14 protein-coding genes are annotated in these 18,535 nt (G+C 71.1%); 5 read left to right on the top strand and 9 right to left on the bottom strand.

Going from position 1 to position 18,535, the window contains the following annotated elements:
• Window positions 1-218: 218 nt before the first annotated feature.
• The 6 genes from ACIP6N_RS19370 to ACIP6N_RS19345 all read right to left on the bottom strand — a co-directional run bounded on the left by ACIP6N_RS19370 (window position 219) and on the right by ACIP6N_RS19345 (window position 7,073).
• On the bottom strand, window positions 219-1,229 hold the full coding sequence (locus ACIP6N_RS19370; protein WP_401817063.1) for an N-acetylglucosamine kinase: 1,011 nt from the start codon (window positions 1,227-1,229) through the stop codon (window positions 219-221).
• Complete coding sequence (locus tag ACIP6N_RS19365; protein WP_401817062.1) at window positions 1,220-2,485, bottom strand: 6-phospho-beta-glucosidase; 1,266 nt, start codon at window positions 2,483-2,485, stop codon at window positions 1,220-1,222. The genes ACIP6N_RS19370 and ACIP6N_RS19365 overlap by 10 nt, the downstream gene beginning before the upstream one ends.
• Window positions 2,486-2,490: 5 nt before the next feature.
• Window positions 2,491-3,393, bottom strand: a complete 903-nt coding sequence (locus ACIP6N_RS19360; protein ID WP_401817061.1) for a carbohydrate ABC transporter permease — start codon at window positions 3,391-3,393, stop codon at window positions 2,491-2,493.
• A 1-nt stretch (window position 3,394) separates the two neighbouring features.
• Window positions 3,395-4,357, bottom strand: coding sequence for a carbohydrate ABC transporter permease (locus ACIP6N_RS19355; RefSeq protein ID WP_401817060.1), 963 nt, complete (start codon window positions 4,355-4,357; stop codon window positions 3,395-3,397).
• Between the two features lie 11 nt (window positions 4,358-4,368).
• Entirely contained in the window at window positions 4,369-5,712 is a 1,344-nt protein-coding gene (locus ACIP6N_RS19350; protein WP_401817058.1) for an ABC transporter substrate-binding protein, read from the bottom strand.
• 242 nt (window positions 5,713-5,954) lie between these two features.
• Complete coding sequence (locus ACIP6N_RS19345) at window positions 5,955-7,073, bottom strand: ROK family transcriptional regulator (RefSeq protein ID WP_401817384.1); 1,119 nt, start codon at window positions 7,071-7,073, stop codon at window positions 5,955-5,957.
• A 283-nt stretch (window positions 7,074-7,356) separates the two neighbouring features.
• On the opposite strand from ACIP6N_RS19345, the gene ACIP6N_RS19340 reads away from it, so the two are divergent.
• Window positions 7,357-7,938 (top strand): Uma2 family endonuclease, encoded by a 582-nt coding sequence (locus ACIP6N_RS19340; protein ID WP_401817057.1) that lies wholly within the window; start codon window positions 7,357-7,359, stop codon window positions 7,936-7,938.
• A 13-nt stretch (window positions 7,939-7,951) separates the two neighbouring features.
• Here the strand turns inward: ACIP6N_RS19340 and ACIP6N_RS19335 are convergent, their stop codons facing one another.
• Window positions 7,952-9,013, bottom strand: a complete 1,062-nt coding sequence (locus ACIP6N_RS19335) for a mechanosensitive ion channel family protein (protein WP_401817056.1) — start codon at window positions 9,011-9,013, stop codon at window positions 7,952-7,954.
• A gap of 236 nt (window positions 9,014-9,249) precedes the next feature.
• Between ACIP6N_RS19335 and ACIP6N_RS19330 the strand changes: the two genes are divergently transcribed.
• Entirely contained in the window at window positions 9,250-9,786 is a 537-nt protein-coding gene (locus tag ACIP6N_RS19330) for an HNH endonuclease (protein WP_401817054.1), read from the top strand.
• 94 nt (window positions 9,787-9,880) lie between these two features.
• Here the strand turns inward: ACIP6N_RS19330 and ACIP6N_RS19325 are convergent, their stop codons facing one another.
• Complete coding sequence (locus ACIP6N_RS19325) at window positions 9,881-12,871, bottom strand: beta-N-acetylglucosaminidase domain-containing protein (protein WP_401817382.1); 2,991 nt, start codon at window positions 12,869-12,871, stop codon at window positions 9,881-9,883.
• 298 nt (window positions 12,872-13,169) lie between these two features.
• Between ACIP6N_RS19325 and ACIP6N_RS19320 the strand changes: the two genes are divergently transcribed.
• The 3 genes from ACIP6N_RS19320 to ACIP6N_RS19310 are packed head-to-tail and all read left to right on the top strand — an operon-like array spanning window position 13,170 to window position 15,794.
• Entirely contained in the window at window positions 13,170-13,445 is a 276-nt protein-coding gene (locus ACIP6N_RS19320) for a hypothetical protein (RefSeq protein ID WP_401817052.1), read from the top strand.
• A gap of 1 nt (window position 13,446) precedes the next feature.
• Window positions 13,447-15,543, top strand: a complete 2,097-nt coding sequence (gene malQ, locus ACIP6N_RS19315) for a 4-alpha-glucanotransferase (RefSeq protein WP_401817051.1) — start codon at window positions 13,447-13,449, stop codon at window positions 15,541-15,543.
• Window positions 15,544-15,563: 20 nt separating this feature from the next.
• Window positions 15,564-15,794, top strand: a complete 231-nt coding sequence (locus ACIP6N_RS19310) for a hypothetical protein (protein ID WP_401817050.1) — start codon at window positions 15,564-15,566, stop codon at window positions 15,792-15,794.
• Between the two features lie 166 nt (window positions 15,795-15,960).
• On the opposite strand, the gene pepN is transcribed toward ACIP6N_RS19310, so the two are convergent.
• Window positions 15,961-18,534: an aminopeptidase N gene (gene pepN, locus ACIP6N_RS19305; RefSeq protein WP_401817049.1), complete on the bottom strand. Its 2,574-nt coding sequence runs from the start codon at window positions 18,532-18,534 to the stop codon at window positions 15,961-15,963.
• Window position 18,535 lies beyond the last annotated feature (1 nt).

Here is an 18,535-nt window from a genome sequence, read left to right as displayed (position 1 = left end):
CGGGGGACCACTCCCGGCCAGCAGTATGGCGGCAGGCCAGGGTATCCGCGCAACGGTTGACTGGATCTTGTACGCGACCCACACCATAAACACGCCGCAGGGCCACGACCGGTTCCCCTTTCGTGGCACGCCCGCGGCACGTCCGCGGCCGCCGCGCGCCGGGGGAGGGCGAGCGGCGGCCGGATCAGCCGTCAGGAACATTCAGCCGTCAGGAACGTTCAGGCGTAGTGCGCGTGGAGACGCACGTGCGCCTCCGGGCTCGCCCCGACGTGGTCGAGCCCCAGCAGCGCCGAACCGAGCACCGGCGGCGCCGTGACGACGTCGATGACGGCCTTGGGCGCCTTCGCCGCCAGCAACTCCGCCATGCGGTAGTCCAGTTGCGGATGCCGGGCGGCCAGAACGCCGCCGCCGAGCAGTACCGGCGCCTCCGTGTCCAGCAGATCGAGCCGGCCGAGCGCGACCGTCGCCATCACCACGACCTCCTCGGCCAGCCGGTCCACGAGCGCGCGGGCGACCGGATCGCCCGCCGCACCCGTCGCGAACAGCACCGGCGTCAGCTCGTGCGTGCGCGCGTACGGGATGTGCCCGAGGTGCAGCGCCTCGATCAGCTCGTACATCGACCCCAGGCCGAAGTAGGCGGGCAGCGCCCGCGCCAGCTCCGTCGCCTCGCCCCGGCCGTCCTCGGCGCGCGCCGCGAACCACAGCGCCTCCGCCGCGAGCCCCGCGCCGCCGCCCCAGTCACCGGAGAGCCTGCCGATCGCCGGAAAGCGCGCGGTACGGCCGTCCGGCAGCATGCCCACGCAGTTGATGCCCGCGCCGCACACCACGGCGACACCCCGCGGCTCCGCGCCGCTCGGCAGCCCGGCCCGCAGTATCGCGAAGGTGTCGTTGCGCACGTCGGTCGTCAGGCCCCAGCCACGCGCCTGGACCGCCGCCGCCAACTCCCGCTCTTCGACGGGAAGGTCGGCGTTGGCGAGGCACGCGGACACATGGCTGACGAGGTCCCGCGGCGGCAGCCCCGCAGCGCCGGCGGCCTCCTCGACCGCCAGCGCCAGCGAGTCGACCGCCGCCTCGATCCCGACGATCGGCGGCTGGAATCCGCCGCCGCGCGCCGCGCCGAGCACGGTACCGTCGGCGCCGATCACGGCCACGTCGGTCTTGCTGTTCCCGGCGTCGACGGCCAGGACGCTGCCGCGTCCGGCCGCCGGGCCGGTGGTGCCTACGCCCACGCCAGGTGCTCCCGGTTGTGTGCGATCAGCTCGTCGGTGAGCTGGTCGGCGTACGCGTACTGGCCGATCAGCGGGTTGGCGAGCAGCGCCTTGAACACCCGGTCGCGGCCACCTCGCAGCGCGGCGTCCAGCGCCAGGTCCTCGTACGCCGTGACGTTCGCGATCAGCCCCGCGTACAGCGGGTCCAGCGCGGGCACCGCGAGCGGCACCGCGCCGTCCGTGCCCACCCGTGCCTGGACCTCGATCACCGCGTTGTCGGGCAGGAACGGCAGCGTGCCGTTGTTGTACGTGTTCACCACCTGCACCGGCGAGCCGCCGCCGCGCAGCAGCGAGGCGGCCAGGTCCACCGCGGCCTCGGAGTAGAACGCGCCGCCGCGCCTGGCGAGCAGCGCGGGCTTCTCGTCCAGCGCGGGGTCTCCGTACATCTCCAGCAACTCCTTCTCCATCGCGGCCACTTCGGAGGCACGCGAGGGCTTGGTCCGCTGCTCCCGCACGACCTCGTCGTGCGCGTAGAAGTAGCGCAGGTAGTACGACGGGACGACGCCGAGGCGGTCGAGCACCGAGCGCGGCAGACGCAGGTCGTCCGCGAGCGCGTCGCCGTGCTCGGCCAGGAGCTTCGGAAGGACGTCCTCGCCCTCCGGTCCGCCGATCCGTACCCCGCGTTCCCACGTCAGGTGGTTGAGGCCGACATGCTCCAAGTAGACGTCCGAGGGCGCCACATCGAGCAGGTTCGCGAACTTCCGCTGGAAGCCGATGGCCACATTGCACAGGCCCACGGCCTTGTGTCCGGCCTCCAGCAGCGCCCGTGTCACGATCCCCACCGGGTTGGTGAAGTCGATGATCCAGGCGTCCGGGTTGCTGCGGCGGACGCGGTCGGCGATGTCGAGGACGACCGGCACCGTGCGCAGCGCCTTGGCGAGGCCGCCCGCGCCGGTCGTCTCCTGTCCGACGCAGCCGCATTCCAGCGGCCAGGTCTCGTCCTGGTGGCGGGCGGCCTGCCCACCGACGCGCAGCTGGAGCAGCACCGCGTCGGCGCCGGCCACACCCGCGTCCAGGTCGGAGGTGGTGGTGATACGGCCGGGGTGGCCGAGCTTGGCGAAGATCCGCCCGGCCAGCCCTCCGACGAGTGCGAGGCGGTCGGCCGAGGGGTCGACCAGCACGAGTTCTCCGATCGGCAGGGTGTCCCTCAACCGTGCGAATCCGTCGATGAGTTCGGGTGTGTAGGTGGATCCTCCGCCTACCACTGCGAGCTTCATGAATCTCAGCCCTTTACTCCGGTGAGGGTGACGCCTTCTACGAAGGCCTTCTGTGCGAAGAAGAACACGACGATGACCGGCGCCATGACGAGCAGCGTCGCGGCCATGGTCAGGTTCCAGTTGACGACGTGGGCGCTCTTGAACGACTCAAGACCGTAACTGAGCGTCCAGGCGCCGGGGTTCTGTGCGGCGTAGATCTGCGGGCCGAAGTAGTCGTTCCAGCAGTAGAAGAACTGGAAGAGCGCGACGGCCGCGATACCGGGCTTGGCCATCGGTACGACGATCTTGAGGAGGGTACGGAATTCCCCGCAGCCGTCCACCTTCGCCGACTCGATGTACTCCTGCGGAATGGTGAGCAGGAACTGCCGCATCAGGAATATCGAGTACGCGTCACCGAACGCCATCGGGATGATCAGCGGCCACAGCGAGCCCGAGAGGTGGAACTGCTGCGCCCACACCAGGTACATCGGGATGATGATGACCTGCGGCGGCAGCATCATCGTGGAGATGACGAGGATCATCGCGGTCCTGCGGCCCCGGAAGCGGAACTTGGCGAGTGCGTAGGCGACCGGCACGGACGAACACACCGTGAAGACGGTGCCGAGCACCGCGTACATCAGCGAATTGCGCCACCAGCCGAGGAAACCAGGCGTGTTGAAGACGGTCGCGTAGTTCGACCAGTGCCAGGAGCCGGGCCACAGATCGCCGCTCAGCGCCTGTCCGTCGCTCATCACCGACGTCAGGAAGACGAAGACGAACGGCAGGACGAAGAACAGGGCCAGCGCGAGTGCCACGGCGTGCACCGCGATCCAGTGCAGAGCGCGCTTGCGGCGGAACCGGCTGGCGTCGGCCCCTGACGGGCGGCTCGGCGCGGCGGTCGCCGGCGGGTTCAGGGTCGTGGTGGTCATCTCAGTCCTCCGCCGGGATGAGGCCGACGCTCTTGCGCATCAGCAGAAGGGTGACGGCCATGGCGATGGCGAAGAGCACGAGCGAGAGAACGCAGGCCGCACCGGTGTTGAAGTTCTGGAAACCGAGCGAGTAGACGAGCTGCGGGACGGTCAGGGTGGAGTGGTCCGGGTATCCGGGCGTGATGACCGTGCCGGGGCCGATGGAGACACCGGAGGCGAGCTTCCCGGCGACCAGGGCCTGTGTGTAGTACTGCATCGTCTGGACGACACCCGTGACCACGGCGAACAGCACGATCGGGGTGATCGCCGGCCAGGTGACGAAGCGGAACTTCGCCACGGCGCCCGCGCCGTCCAGATCGGCCGCCTCGTACTGGTCCTTCGGCACGTCGAGCAGCGAGGCCATGAAGATGACCATCAGGTCGCCGATGCCCCACAGCGAGAGCAGCACCAGCGAAGGCTTCGACCAGGAGGGGTCGTTGAACCAGTTCGGACCATGGATGCCGACCCACGACAGCATCTCGTTGACGGGTCCCGTGGACGGGTTGAGGAGGAAGACGAAGGCGACGGTCGCGGCGACCGGCGGCGCCAGGTAAGGGATGTAGAAGGCCGTACGGAACAGGCCGACGCCCGTCTTGATCTTGGTGATCAGCAGCCCGACCCCGAGGCCGAACACCACACGCAGCGCGACCATCACGACGACCAGCCACACGGTGTTCCACAGCGCGGGCCCGAACAGCGGCATCTGCGTCAGTACGTACTTCCAGTTCTTCAGCCCCACGAACGTGGGCGCCTGGATCTGGTTGTAGTGCATGAACGAGAAGTAGACGGTCGCGATCAGCGGATAACCGAAGAAGACCGTGAAGCCGATCAGCCAGGGCGAGAGGAAACCGAGCGTGTGCAGCCGCCGGCGGTTGCGCTTCCGCCGGAGCTGGGCGCTGACGGGGATTCTTTCTGACAGTGCCATGACTCGGCTCCTCAGTTTTCCGACTGGAGGTTGTCGGCGTCGATCTGTTTGTCGAGTTCCTGGAGGGCCTTGTGCAGGTCCTTGGTCCTGCCCGATTCGACGGACTGCGAGAAGTCGCCGAACGAATTGATGTACTGGCCGCCGTTGTTGGACGGCGGTACGGCCTGGCTGTGCGGGTTCTCGGCGATCTTGAGGAAGGCCCGGAACGACGGATCGGCGTCCAGATCGGGCGACTTGAGCGCGTCGAACGTCGACGGCACGTTGTGGATCGCGTTGGCGAAACTCACCACGGGACCGGTGTCGATCGTCAGGTATTTCAGCAGTTCGAACGCCGCGTTCTGGTGCCGGCTGCTGTGGCCGATTCCGGCGACGGTGCCCGTCAGGTAGCCGCGCCCGTACGTGTCGGCCTGGTCGTCCGGGACCGGCAGGGGCGCCACACCCCAGTCGAACGTCGCCTTGGCCTCGTCCAGCATCAGCCCGCGCCACTCACCGTCCAGATGCATGGCGAGCTTGCCGGTCAGGAAACCGTTCTGGGACGACATCTCCTCGCCGAAGGTGGCGCGCAGCTTCTCCATGGCTGCGTAACCGCCCTGCGCGTCGCTGATGTCGCGCATGGTGGCGAAGAAGTCGGCGGTCTTCGGCTCCTCGGCGAGCCGCGCCTTGCCGTCGCTGTCGAAGTACTCCGGGCCCCACTGCGCGAACATCCGGTCCGGGGAGTTCTGGTAGAGCTGGAAGTTCGGCATGAAGCCGGCGCGGGTGAGCGAGCCGTCCTTCTTCTTCACGGTCAACTTGGCCGCGTCCGCCTTCATCTCGGACATGGTGCGCGGCGGCCTGCTGATCCCGGCGTCCTTGAAGGCGTCCTTGTTGTAGTACATGCCGAACGCGTCGGCGAGCAGCGGCGACGCGCACTGGACGCCTTCGTACCGGGTGTAGTCCAGCAGGGTCTTGGGGAAGACCTTCGCCTTGTCGATGCCGTTCTTCTTGAGGAACGGATCGAGGTCCGCCCACATGCCGGACGAGCAGTACTGCCCGACGTTGTTGGTGGTGAACGACGTGACGACATCCGGCGCGGCGTCGCCGCCCGCGCGCAGCGCCTGGTTGATGGTCTCGTCGCTGACGTTGCCGGTGGAGACGACCTTGATGTTCGGGTGGAGCTTCTCGAAGCCGGCGATGTTCTCGTTGATCGCCTTGACCTCGCTGGGGGCGGACCAGCCGTGCCAGAACTTCAGCGTGACCGGTTGGGTGGGGTCGTCTGTGTCGCTGCCGGTGCTCGGATTGGCACAGCCGGACAAGAGCAGGGCAGCGGTCGCGCCGAGCGCCACAGGCACGCAGGTGCGTATACGCCATCGCGCCATGTCGGACTTCCTTTACGGGAGGAGGAGGGGAGCGGGCCGAGGGGGGTAAAGGTGACAAAAGGGGTGCTGCTCGTCTGGGAGTGGTACGGGACGGATGGGATCGGGGTGGGGGAACGGGGTCTACGGGATCGAGGTGTGCGGATCGGGGTGTGGTGCGGCCGGGGGGCGGCCCGGGGGCCACGGGTTCGGCCGGTGGTGACGCAGGCGATTGTGGTGCGGGCGGTGGTGACTCGGGCGGCGAATCAGGTGGTGTCGAAGACGGTGTCCCGTGCCTGGGTGAGGGCGGTGCGCAGCGCCCCCGTCAGGATCGGATCGCCGTCGATGTCGCTGACGCGCAGCAGTGGCCTCGGCAGTGCGAGCCCGGTCAGCTCCGCCTCGACCCGCTCGCGCAGTGCCTCTCCGCCGGCCTGGGCGACCGAGCCGGAGAGGACGACCAGTTCCGGATCGACCACGGCGACCACGGCCGCGAGGCCGGTGGCGAGCCTGCGGGCGGTCTCGTCGCGTACGGCAGCGTCGGCCAGGGCCTCGGTGAGCGGCAGGCCGCCCGCCAGGTCCCGTACGGCCGGGGCGGAGACCAGGCTCTGGAATCCGCCGCCGGCGTCCGCCCCCGCCCAGTCGCGCACGCCGCCACGGGCCAGCGGCGCACCGGGCAGCGGCATGTAGCCGATCTCCCCGGCGCCGCCGGTGGCGCCGCGCAGCAGCCGGCCGCCGAGCACGATCGCGGCGCCGACCCCCTCGTCGAGCCAGGTGAGCACGTAGTCGTCGTGATCCTGCGCCGCGCCCTCGTACTGCTCGGCGATGGCGGCGAGGTTCACGTCGTTCTCGATGACGACCGGCGTGCCGAGCACGTCGGCCAGGTCCGCGAGCAGTGTGCGGGAGTGCCAGCCGGGCAGATGCGGCGCGTACCGCAGCTCGCCGGTCTGCCGGTCGAGCGCGCCCGGCGTGCCGATCACCACGCTGTGCAGGTCGTCGCGGCCGAGTCCCGCCCGGTGCAGGGCGCCGTCGACGGCCTCGGCGACGAGTTGCGCGGTCCGGTGCCGTACGTCCTCGGCGACCGCCTCGGCCTCCACGCGGCACGCGCCGAGCACCGCGCCGGTGATGTCGCAGACGGCGGCGCTGATGCCGGAGTGCCCGACCGCGAGCGCGGCGACATGGGCGGCGCCGGGCTCGATCTCGTACAGCACGGCGTTGGGCCCGGGCCGGCCGCCCTGACTGCCCGTCGTACGGACCAGGCCCGCGCTCTCCAGCCGGTTCAGCAACTGCGAGGCGGTGGGCTTGGAGAGCCCGGTCAGCTCGCCGATCCTGGTCCTGGTGAGGGGGCCGTGGGCGACCAGCAGATCGAGCGCGGCGCGGTCGTTCATGGCCCGCAGGACGCGCGGTGTACCGGGCGACGGTGTGGATGATCCGCTCACGTCGTGCACACCTGCCCTCCGGCCGCGCTTTCCCGGGCGTGCCCCGAGGGGCACTGTTAGGAAACTTTCCTGTTCGGTGGGAGGAACGTAAGTCGCACGTCAGCGGCGCGTCAATACCCCGTCAGCGTCGGCCACGTCCGGCAACCAAAGCGTTACCGCCGGGCAACGCGGCGGGGTGAGACTCCGTATTCTGGAAGCGCAAGGCCCGGTATCTGGACGAAGGAGGCACGTCGTGACCGCGATCGCAGACCGGCCGCACCTGCTGTCAGAGCAGTTCGAAGCCGTCGCCCGGTCTCTCTCGCGCGAGGCCGAGGAGCTGAGGCCGGAGTTCATTTACGGAAGGCTGGGGGTCAAGCCGGTGCCAGACGGCGATCACGGGCGCATCATTCAGTGGCTGACCCGGATCTGCATCCAGGCCCGCCCCGAGCTGTGGCTCCACGACCAAGGACTCCGCGTCGAGACCTACCGCGCGGGACGCGCGCGCCCGGACGGTGTCCTGGCGCCTGCGGACGCCTTCGTCGGGGCCGGCGAATGGGCCGACGCGAGTGCCGTACTGATGGCCGTCGAAGTCACCTCGTACGACTCCGACACCGACCGGCGTGACCGGGTCGAGAAGCCGCGCGCCTACGCCGAGTCCGGCATCCCCGTCCATCTTCTGATCGACCGGGACGCCTGCGAGGTCATCGTTCACAGCGAACCCGACGGAGTCCGCTACGAGCGGTCCGCGCGGATTCCGTTCGGAAAGCGCGTCGAGCTTCCCGGGCCCGTCGGGATCGTGCTGGACACCGAGGTGTTGAAGGGCTGGGTGCGCTGACCCGGACCGCGCGTCACTTCGACAGGTTCTGCGAGGGCAGCGGGGACGCCGCGATGGACTGGGCCGACGCCGGGTTGGCCAGGGCCGACGGGGCCGACACACCGGCCGAGGGGTCGGCCGCGGGCTCGTCCGCCGGGGGCAGCGCGCCGCCGATGATCTGGATGCCCGCCTCGTCCAGGGCGCGCTTCACGCGCCAGCGCAGCTCGCGCTCCACGCGCAGGGCCTGACCGGGCATCGTCTTCGCGGAGAGCCGTATCGTCATCGAGTCCAGCAGCACGGACTCCAGGCCCAGGACCTCAACCGGACCCCACAGCCGTTCGTTCCACGGGTCCTCCTTGGCCATGCCCTCCGCGACCTGGGTGATGACGGAGCGGATCGTGTCCAGGTCCTCGGACGGCCTGACCAGCACGTCCACGCCCGCCGTCGCCCAGCCCTGGCTGAGGTTGCCGATCCGCTTCACCTCGCCGTTGCGCACGTACCAGATCTCGCCGCCGTCGCCGCGCAGCTTCGTCACGCGCAGGCCGACCTCGATCACCTCGCCGGAGGCGACCCCCGCGTCGATGGTGTCGCCGACGCCGTACTGGTCCTCCAGGATCATGAACACGCCGGAGAGGAAGTCGGTGACGAGATTGCGCGCGCCGAAGCCCAGCGCGACGCCCGCGACCCCGGCGGAGGCCAGCAGCGGCGCCAGGTTGATGTTCAGCGCGCCCAGCACCATCAGCGCCGCCGTGCCCAGGATCAGGAACGAGGCGACGGAACGCAGGACGGAACCGATCGCCTCCGAGCGCTGGCGGCGCCGCTCCGCGTTCACCAGCAGACCGCCGAGCGCGGTGCCCTCGACCGCCTGGACGCTGCGGTTCATCCTGGCTATGAGCCTGATCAGCGCGCGGCGGATGAGCGTACGCAGGACGAGCGCGATCACCATGATCAGCACGATGCGCAGGCCGACGCTCAGCCAGGTCGACCAGTTCTCCTGCACCCAGCCGGCCGCCTCGTTGGCCCGGTCGGTGGCGTCGTCGAGGGCACCTGAGTCGTCGGACGGCGGACCGGCGACCGACAGCACGGACCAGGACACTGCAGAAACCTCCAGGCATGGGCGGCGGAACCAAACCACACTAACGGGGCAGTGGCGCGGCTCCGATGCCCCGCGTGAGGGAGAGACATCCCTCACGCGGCGAGAAGGGACATCGGAGAGAAAACACTCCACGCCCGTTACCTGGTCGTGGTGGCGTTTCGACCAGGCATGAGGAGAGACTGAGAGCAGATCGTCCCGGCGCGAGCCACGTGCCGCCGGCGTAATAGGAGGCATCCGTGCCGCATGTCCTGGTCCTCAACGCGTCGTACGAGCCCCTCGGGGTCGTACCGCTCCGTCGCGCGCTCGTCCTCGTCCTGGAGAACAAAGCGGTCTCCCTCGAGGAATCCGGCGCCTTCATGCACAGTGCCAGCCGTGTCATCCCCGCACCCAGCGTCGTACGGCTGAAGCGCTTTGTACGGGTTCCCTACCGGGGGCCCGTCCCACTGACCCGCCGGGCGCTGTTCGCCCGTGACGGCGGGCGCTGTATGTACTGCGGCAGCGCCGCGACCAGCGTCGACCACGTCATTCCGCGCAGCCGTGGCGGGCAGCACGCGTGGGACAACGTGGTGGCCGCCTGCCGCCGCTGCAACCATGTCAAGGCCGACCGGCACCTGCGTGAGCTGGGATGGCGGCTGCATCAACCACCCGCCCCGCCGTCCGGCCTCGCCTGGCGGATCATCGGGACCGGGCACCGGGATCCGCGCTGGATGCCGTACCTGCAACCGTATGGCGCGGAGGACGCGGTGGCCCGGATCGACGGCATTTCTGCCTGACGGTCCGGGCCTCTGTCGTCCCCGCGCCGGCGGCCGGGCCGGGGGGCGCTTCGGCGTGCCCCGGCCCGTTCCAGTGCCGAGGTGTACGCGGTCGCTACTCCGCCACCGCGTACACCTCGACGGAGAAGAGCGAGTACCCGAAGCGCGTGCCGCGCGCGTCGCCCTGCACCCGTACGTACCTGGTGTCCTTCGCGTCCATCCCGATCGCCTCCCGGCCGCCCTTGCCGTCGCTGACGGTGGCGGCGGTGCGCCAGGTGCGGCCGTCGGAGGAGACCTGTACGCGGTAACGGCTCGCGTAGGCGTCCTGCCAGGTCAGGACGGTCTGGCCGACGTGTGCCGACTGCCCCAGGTCCACCTGCCACCAGGCGTTGTCCTGGACGGGCGAGGACCAGCGGGTCGTCGGATCCCCGTCGGTCGCCGCGCTCGCGGGAAAGTCGTCCGTCTCGGCGCCGGACGAGGTCGCGGAGGCCGTGACACCGCGTGCCAGGTCGGGGCCGCCGATGGGCGGCGAGGCGCGGACCGTCAGCGTGCGCTCCTCGCCGTGGAAGGCGAGCGGCACCTCGTACGTCCCCGCCGGTGTGCCCTTGGGGACACTGACCTCCACCGGCACGGTCGTCCGTACGCCCCGGGGCACCGTCGTCTCCTTGGGGACCGTCACACGGATGCCGGAGGGCGCCTTCGCGGTGATCGAGCCCCGTACCTCGCCGGGGCGCCGCGCCGCGAGCCTCGCCTCGACCGTCGACGGCTTCCCGCCGATCTCCGCGTCCGCCTCGCCGCGCACCAGGTCGAGGCTGGCCTGCGGCTCGTCGGCGAACCACGGCACGAGGTGGTGCACCGAGGGCGCGGCGCCACCGGGGCCCGCGACGCCGAAGCCGGGACCCGCGCCCGGCCAGACGATCCGTACGGCGTCGGCGAGCAGGCCCCTGCCGTCCGTCTGGGTCCAGCCGTCCGTGGAGACCGGGCCGAGATCGCGCCAGCCCTCGCCCACGACATGCGCCTGCACCACCGCGCCCGCACCGGTGCCCGGCTCGGTCATCGTGTTCACCGCGTCGAGCGGACGCGCCCTGCCGACCTCGACGGTGTAGTCCTGCGCGCCGCGCGTGGCGTCCTTGTCCTCACCGCGGTTCACACCCGTCCAGACGGACGCCTCCTTGGCGGCCTTGTCCAGGAACGGATCGAGCACTCCCTTGCCGACCTTCACCTCACCCGCGCCTATGGCGTCACGCTGCCGCACCAGGTCCAGGGACGCCCGCCAGGCCGCCGCGCCGTCGCCGCGCGACTGGTCCTGGAGCATGTCGACGGCCAGCTCGCCCGCCGCGCCGTAGTGCGACAGCTGGTCGATCCACGGCCGTACCTCGTCGTCCAGCCGGCCGCCCGCCGTCCCCGCCAGCCGCTGCGGCGCCTCGCGCATGACCGTGAACGCCGACCTGAGCCTGCGCGCCGCCTCGTCCCTGGTCTTCGCGTCCGCCGTCGAACGGGCCTCCCAGAAGTCCGTGAACAGCGGCTTCAGGTAGCTGGACTCGGACGAGCTGAGAATGGACGACGCGTCATTGCCCGCGAGCGCCGACAGCGCCTCACGCGCCTTGACGTCCGGACCCGCGAGATCGTTTATCGCGGCCTGCCAGGACTCCTGGGGCTGGTAGCCACGGGGATTCCACGCGTAGTCGGCGGCCGTGAACAGCGGGATACGGGACGCCGACGCCTGCTCCATGGCGTTGGCGAGCAGCGCGGCGGAACCGCCCGCGACGGCCGGTTCCCTGCCCGTGTACGGGCCGAGGAAGATCCGGCCCTGTTCGTAGTCGTTGACCGGATAGTTGTCCATCGTGACCAGCGGGTGCCGGAACGCGTTCCTGGCGTCGTCCAGCTCGCCGCCCGTGATGGTGCGCGGGACGACCCCCACACCCGTCCACGCCACCTGTACGCCCCCGTCGAGCGCCCCTCCGAGCGCTTCCCGGTACGCCGTGGCGCCGTCCTGGTAGTACTCCGTGGGCATGACGGTCAGCGGTTCGCCGCCGGGGTGCCGCTCCGCGAGGTGCCTCGCCACCGCGTTCGCCACATGGGCCTGCGCCCTGGCCGCGGCCCCGGGCCCGGAACCGTAGGTGTCCGCGTCCTTGCCGCAGTGCCATTCGCTGTAGCTGACGTCCTGGAACTGGAGCTGGAAGGCGCGCACTCCGAGCGCCCACATCGCGTCGATCTTGCGGTTGAGCGCCTTGACGTCGCCGTCCGAGGCCATGCACATCGCCTGGGCCGGTGCGACCGCCCACGCCAGCGTCACATGATTGGCGCGGGCGCGTTCGGCCAGCTCGCGGAAGCCGGCGCGCTGCTCCGCGGGGTACGGATCGCGCCAGCGCGTCTGTCTGTACGCGTCGTCACCCGGCGCGTAGAGGTAGCGGTTCTGCTTCGTGCGCCCCATGAAGTCGATCTGGGCGAGGCGCTGCGCCTGGTCCCACGGCGTTCCGTAGAACCCCTCGGTCATGCCGCGTACGGCCGTGCCCGGCCAGTCCCGTACGACGACGCCGGGGACGGTGGGCGCGGCGTCCGGCTTCGCCACGACGAGCTGGCGCAGCGTCTGGGCCGCGTGGAAGAGGCCGTCGTCGCCGAGGCCGTCGAGGGCGATCGTGTCCCGGCCCGCGACGGAGCCCACCCCGACGCGGTAGCCGCCGAGCGGGAGATCGGCGCGCTCCGGCGCGCGCAGGGCGCGCAGCGCGTCCATGGCGGCGGCGCCGCCCGCCAGGACGACCGGTCCTCCGGGCGCGTCGGCCGCCGTCGGCGCCTCGCGCACGCTACGGACGCCCGCCTGGCGCAGCAGGTCGGTCAGCGCGCGCACTGCGTACGGGTCCGTGTCCTTGGCGGCGACCACCGTGACCGTGTCACCGAGTGTCACCTGCGCGCCCGCGGCCTTGATCGTCTGCGGCCTCGGCCAGACCGCGGGCACGGCCGCGCCGCCCTCGCGGTCGGGCGTGGTGAGCGCCGGCGAGCCCGGCTCCGCGGGTGCGGCGAGCGCGTTGGGCGCGGTGCCGAGAAGTCCGCCGATCACCGCCACCGCCATCGCGGTAGCGGTCCGTTTCCTGCGCCCGAGCTGCACCCTGGCTCCCCTCACGCTGCTGGTCCCGCTTCTGGCCACGCACATGCTCACCGTCACGGTCCGGCCCGTGACGGTGAGCCCACCACCCCCGTGGCGAAGGTGTCAATGCGTGTGGCAGTTATGCGTTAATTGCCCCTTGTGGTAATCAGAGAGTGAAGGTGGTGAAGGTCCGGACTTCAACCGCCTCGGAGAGGAACAGACGGTGACGGTGCTTACGTTTACCCGGAGGGCACGCCTGCTATTGCGCCGACTGGGTAGGGCTGTTGCGTACTGTTCTCGAATTCTGGGAGGCGCCGTCATGGCCGCATCCGCACAGCTTCCGCGTCCCGCTCTCTCCAAACGCATCCTGCCTGCCCCCATGATCGGCAGGCGCGCCCCGCGCGCCGGACGGTCCGCCCCCATGATCAGCGGGCTCCCGCTCGACGACCTCAGCCAGGGCCCCCTGACGAGCGAGCCCCCGCTCGCCGACGCGGCCCCCCTCACCAGCGAGCCCCCGCTCGCCGACACCGCACCCCTCACCAGCGAGCCGACCGCGCCGGGTACGGCGGGCGGCACGGAGTTCCCGGGAGTCTGAGATGAGCCTCGCCAGGCTCGCTGAGTTACACGGTGTCGCCACCTCCTACTCACCCTCGCCGGACGTCCGCGTACCGGTCGCCGACGACACGGTCGTCGCGGTCCTCGCCGCGCTCGGTGTCGACGCGTCCACCCCTGCGGCCCTGGACGAAGCACTCGCCCGCGCGGAGACGGACGCCGCGCGCAGGCTCCTCCCCCCGACCGTGGTGCTCTGGAGCGCCCCGGACGGCGCCGCGCCCGTGCATCCGCCGGCGCTGACCGCCCTGCCCGCCGGTACGGCCCTCCGGCTGGAGACGGAAGAGGGCGCGCTCGCGGAGTTCCCGCTCGCCGGACCCGGCGACGCGCTTCCGCTCGGGGTGCACCGGCTGACCGCCCGCGCCCCCGACGGCCGTACGGCCACCGCGGCGCTCGTGGTCGCGCCCGCCGGGGTCCCGCAGCCCGAGGGCCGTACGCACGGTTTCCTCGTACAGCTCTACTCCCTCCTGTCCGCCCGCTCCTGGGGCATGGGTGACCTGGGCGATCTGGCCGAGCTGGCCGGCTGGTCGGGACGGGCCCTCGGAGCCGACTTCGTCCAGATCAACCCGCTGCACGCCGCCGTGCCCGGCGCGCCGACCGACCCCTCCCCGTACCGCCCGTCCTCGCGACGCTTCCCCGACCCCGTCCATCTGCGGATCGAGGCCGTCGCGGAATACGCGTACGTCACCGGGCCCGAGCGCGAGCAGCTCGACGGACTCGTGGAGAAGGCCGCCGAGCTGCGTGCGTCCGTCCTCACGCAGGACGCGCTGATCGACCGCGACGCGGTGTGGGCGCTCAAGCGCGAGGCCCTGGAGATCCTGTACACGGTGCCGCTCGGCCCCGGGCGGGAAGCCGCCTACCGCGCCTTCGTGGCGGGCCAGGGCCGGGCCCTGGAGGACCACGCCACCTGGTACGCGCTCGCCGAGGTACACGGGCCGCAGTGGCACGACTGGCCCGAGGAACTGCGCGACCCCCGCTCCGCCGGGACGGCCGCGGCGCGGCGCGAGCCGGCGAGCCGCGTCGGTTTCCACACCTGGCTCGCCTGGCTGACGGATCAGCAACTGGCCGCCGCCGGACAGGCCGCGCGGGACGCCGGTATGACGGTGGGCATCGTCCACGACCTCGCGGTCGGCGTGCATCCGGGCGGCGCGGACGCCTGGGCCCAGCAGGACGCCTTCGCCCGCGGCATGTCCGTCGGCGCGCCACCGGACGCCTTCAACGCGCTCGGCCAGGACTGGGGCCTGCCGCCCTGGCGCCCCGACGTCCTCGCGGAGTCCGGGTACGCCCCGTACCGCGGCCTGCTCACGGGCCTCCTGCGGAACGCGGGAGCGCTGCGCATCGACCATGTGATGGGTCTCTTCCGGCTCTGGTGGGTGCCCGAGGGCCACGACCCCACCCGGGGCACGTACGTCAGGTACGACGCCGAGGCCATGCTCGCCGTCCTCGCCCTGGAGGCGCACCGCGCGGGCGCCGTGGTCATAGGGGAGGACCTGGGCACGGTCGAGCCCGGTGTACGGGAGGCCCTGGAGCGGCGCGGCGTGCTCGGTACGTCGGTGCTCTGGTTCGAACGCGACTGGGAGGGCACGGGCCTGCCGCTCGCGCCCGGGAGCTGGCGCGCGGGCTGTGTCGCCACCGCGACGACCCACGACCTGCCGTCGACGGCCGCCCGCCTCACCGGCGAACACGTGGAGCTGCGCCACCGGCTCGGCCTCCTCACCCGCCCCCTGGAACAGGAGCAGGCCGACGACCGCACCGAGGTCGCGCAATGGCTCGACGAGCTGACCCGTCTCGGCCTGCTGCCCGGCGGGCCCGGCGACGAGGAGGAGGAGATCCGCGCGGTCTACCGCTTCCTGCTGCGCACCCCCGCGCGGATGGTCGGCGTCTGGCTGCCGGACGCGCTCGGGGACCGCAGACCGCAGAATCTGCCCGGGACCTGGGACCAGTACCCCAACTGGCGGCTTCCCCTCGCGGACGCCGGAGGCCGCCCGACGACCCTGGAGGAGCTGGCCGCCTCACCCCGCCTGCACCGCCTGATGGATGTGTTCGGCGCCCGTACGGCACCCCCGCGCGAGCGGCCCGCCTAGGCGTTCGCTACGTTTGCACCGTGGACAAGAAGAACGCTCTGCGCGCCGGCGCCGTCGCAGCCGGTACGACGCTGATGATGCTGCTCATGTCGTCCCCGGCGCTCGCGCTCACCCGCGACGACGGCGACGACCCGGGATCAGGTCTGAGTGTCATCCAGACCGTGGGTCTGTACGTACTCATTCCGCTGGCCCTTTTCGCGGTGATCACGGGTCTGGTGATGGTCCTGGACAAGTCCAGGAAGCAAGCCTGACGCGGGGCGAGTCCCGCGAAGTCGCGCTGAGAGCGCCGCACGGCACCCGGTGCCGTGCGGCGCTTCTGTGTGCGCTCAGTACGAACGGCGGTGTCGCCGCCGGTACGAACGGCGGTGTCCCCGCCGGAGTACGCGCGCCCCGCGCGCACCCCGGCAGGCTCACTCGTTACGCGGAAGCCGCCGCGTCCGCCGCCTGAGCCCGCAGCGCGCGCTCCACGCCCGACTTCGACTCCGACATCAGCCGCCGCAGCGCCGCGTTCGGACCCGCCGACGACAGCCAGGCCTCCGTCGCGTCCAGCGTCTCCTGGGAGACGTGGATCGCCGGGTAGAGCCCGAGCGCGACCTGCTGCGCCATCTCGTGCGACCGCGACTCCCAGACCTCGCCCACCGCCGCGAAGTACTTCTCCGCGTACGGGGCGAGCAGCTCACGCTGGTCGGTCTGGACGAAGCCGCCGATCACCGCTTCCTGCACGGCGTTCGGCAGCTTGTCGCTCTCCACGACGGACGCCCACGCCTCCGCCTTGGCCTCCTCGGTGGGCCGTGCCGCGCGCGCGGCGGCCGCGTGCCGCTCGCCCGCCGCCGTCCTGTCACGCGCGTACTCCGCCGCGATGTCGTCCTCGTCGTGCAGACCGACCGCCGCGAGCCGCGCCACGAACGCCCAGCGCAGCTCCGTGTCCACGTCCAGGCCCGGAATCTCCTCCGTACCCTCCAGCAGCCCCTGGAGCAGGTCCAGCTGCTGCGGCGTACGGGCGGTCGCCGCGAAGGCGCGTGCCCAGGCCAGCTGGTGGTCGCTGCCCGGCTCGGCCGCCCGCAGGTGCGCCAGCGTGGCATCGGTCCACTGCGTCAGACCGGCCTCGCGCCACGCGGGCGCCGCGTACAGGTCGAGCGCCAGCTTCACCTGGCGGTGCAGCGACTGCACGACGCCGATGTCCGACTCCTTCGTGATGCCGGACAGCACCAGCGCCAGGTACTCGCGCGTCGCCAGCTCGCCGTCGCGCGTCATGTCCCAGGCGGACGCCCAGCTCAGCGCGCGCGGCAGCGATTCGGTGAAGTCGCCGAGGTGCGCCGTGACGACCCGCAGCGACTCCTCGTCGAGGCGGACCTTCGCGTACGACAGGTCGTCGTCGTTGAGCAGCACGACGGCGGGCCGGGGCGTGCCTTCGGGGAACGGCACCCGCGTGCGCTCGCCCTCGACGTCCAGCTCGATCCTGTTCGTTCGGACCAGCGCGCCGTCCGCCGTGAGGTCGTAGCAGCCGATCGCGATGCGGTGCGGCCGCAGCACCGGCTCGCCCTTCGCGCCGGCCGGCAGCGCCGGCGCCTCCTGCCGTACGAAGAAGGACGAGACGTGCCCCGCCTCGTCCAGCTCGATCTCCGGGCGCAGGATGTTGATGCCGGCCGTCTCCAGCCACGCCTTCGACCAGGTCTTCAGGTCGCGGCCCGACGTCTCCTCCAGCGCGCCGAGGAGGTCGGAGAGCCGGGTGTTGCCGAACGCGTGCGCCTTGAAGTACGCCTGCACGCCCCGGAAGAACTCGTCCTTCCCGACGTACGCGACGAGCTGCTTGAGCACCGAGGCGCCCTTGGCGTAGGTGATGCCGTCGAAGTTGACGAGCACGTCGTCGAGGTCACGGATCTCGGCCATGATCGGGTGCGTGGAGGGCAGCTGGTCCTGCCGGTACGCCCACGTCTTCATGGAGTTGGCGAACGTCGTCCAGGAGTGCGGCCACCGCGAACCCGGCGCGTCGGCCTGGCAGGCGATGGACGTGTAGGTGGCGAACGACTCGTTCAGCCAGAGGTCGTTCCACCACTCCATGGTGACGAGGTCGCCGAACCACATGTGCGCCAGCTCGTGCAGGATCGTCTCGGCACGCGTCTCGTACGCCGCGTCCGTCACCTTCGAGCGGAAGACGTACTGGTCGCGGATGGTCACCGCGCCCGCGTTCTCCATCGCGCCCGCGTTGAACTCCGGCACGAACAGCTGGTCGTACTTGGCGAACGGGTAGTCGTAGTCGAACTTCTCCTGGAACCACTCGAAGCCCTGCCGGGTGACCGCGAAGATCGCGTCCGCGTCCAGGAACTCGGCGAGCGAGGGACGGCAGTAGATGCCCAGCGGCACCGACTGCCCGTCCTTCTCGTACGAGCTGTGCACCGCGTGGTACGGACCGGCGATCAGCGCGGTGATGTACGACGAGATCCGCGGCGTCGGCTCGAAGCGCCAGACCTGGTCCGCGGGCTCGGGCGTCGGGGAGTTGGACACGACGGTCCAGCCCTCGGGCGCCTTCACGGTGAACCGGAAGGCGGCCTTGAGGTCGGGCTGCTCGAAGTTGGCGAACACCCTGCGGGCGTCCGGGACCTCGAACTGCGTGTAGAGATAGACCTGTTCGTCGACCGGGTCGACGAAGCGGTGCAGGCCCTCACCGGTGTTGGTGTACGCGCAGTCCGCGACGACCGTCAGCTCGTTGGCTCCCTCGCGCAGCGGCGAGAGCGCGATCCGCGAGTCCTTGAAGACGGCTGCGGCGTCGAGCGGCGTGCCGTTGAGGACGACCTCGTGAACGGTGGGCGCCACCAGATCGATGAAGGTCTCCGCCCCGTCCTCCGCGCTCTGGAAGCGCACGGTGGTCACGGACCGGTAGGTGCCGCCCTCCTTCGCGCCGCTGAGATCGAGGTCGATCCCGTACGAGTCCACGGTGAGAAGGCGCGCCCGCTGCTGCGCCTCTTCGCGGGTCAGATTTGTGCCAGGCACC

This window comes from Streptomyces sp. NPDC088725 (assembly GCF_044751305.1).
Classification (GTDB): Bacteria; Actinomycetota; Actinomycetes; order Streptomycetales; family Streptomycetaceae; genus Streptomyces.
This window is presented reverse-complemented; position numbering and strand designations above follow the sequence as displayed.

Excerpts from the sequence above, each read along its gene's own strand:
- ACIP6N_RS19365 (WP_401817062.1), bottom strand. The coding sequence starts at position 2,485 with ATGAAGCTCGCAGTGGTAGGCGGAGGATCCACCTACACACCCGAACTC.
- ACIP6N_RS19360 (WP_401817061.1), bottom strand. The coding sequence starts at position 3,393 with ATGACCACCACGACCCTGAACCCGCCGGCGACCGCCGCGCCGAGCCGC.
- ACIP6N_RS19355 (WP_401817060.1), bottom strand. The coding sequence starts at position 4,357 with ATGGCACTGTCAGAAAGAATCCCCGTCAGCGCCCAGCTCCGGCGGAAG.
- ACIP6N_RS19350 (WP_401817058.1), bottom strand. The coding sequence starts at position 5,712 with ATGGCGCGATGGCGTATACGCACCTGCGTGCCTGTGGCGCTCGGCGCG.
- ACIP6N_RS19345 (WP_401817384.1), bottom strand. The coding sequence starts at position 7,073 with ATGAACGACCGCGCCGCGCTCGATCTGCTGGTCGCCCACGGCCCCCTC.
- ACIP6N_RS19320 (WP_401817052.1), top strand. The coding sequence starts at position 13,170 with ATGGCCGCATCCGCACAGCTTCCGCGTCCCGCTCTCTCCAAACGCATC.
- malQ (WP_401817051.1), top strand. The coding sequence starts at position 13,447 with ATGAGCCTCGCCAGGCTCGCTGAGTTACACGGTGTCGCCACCTCCTAC.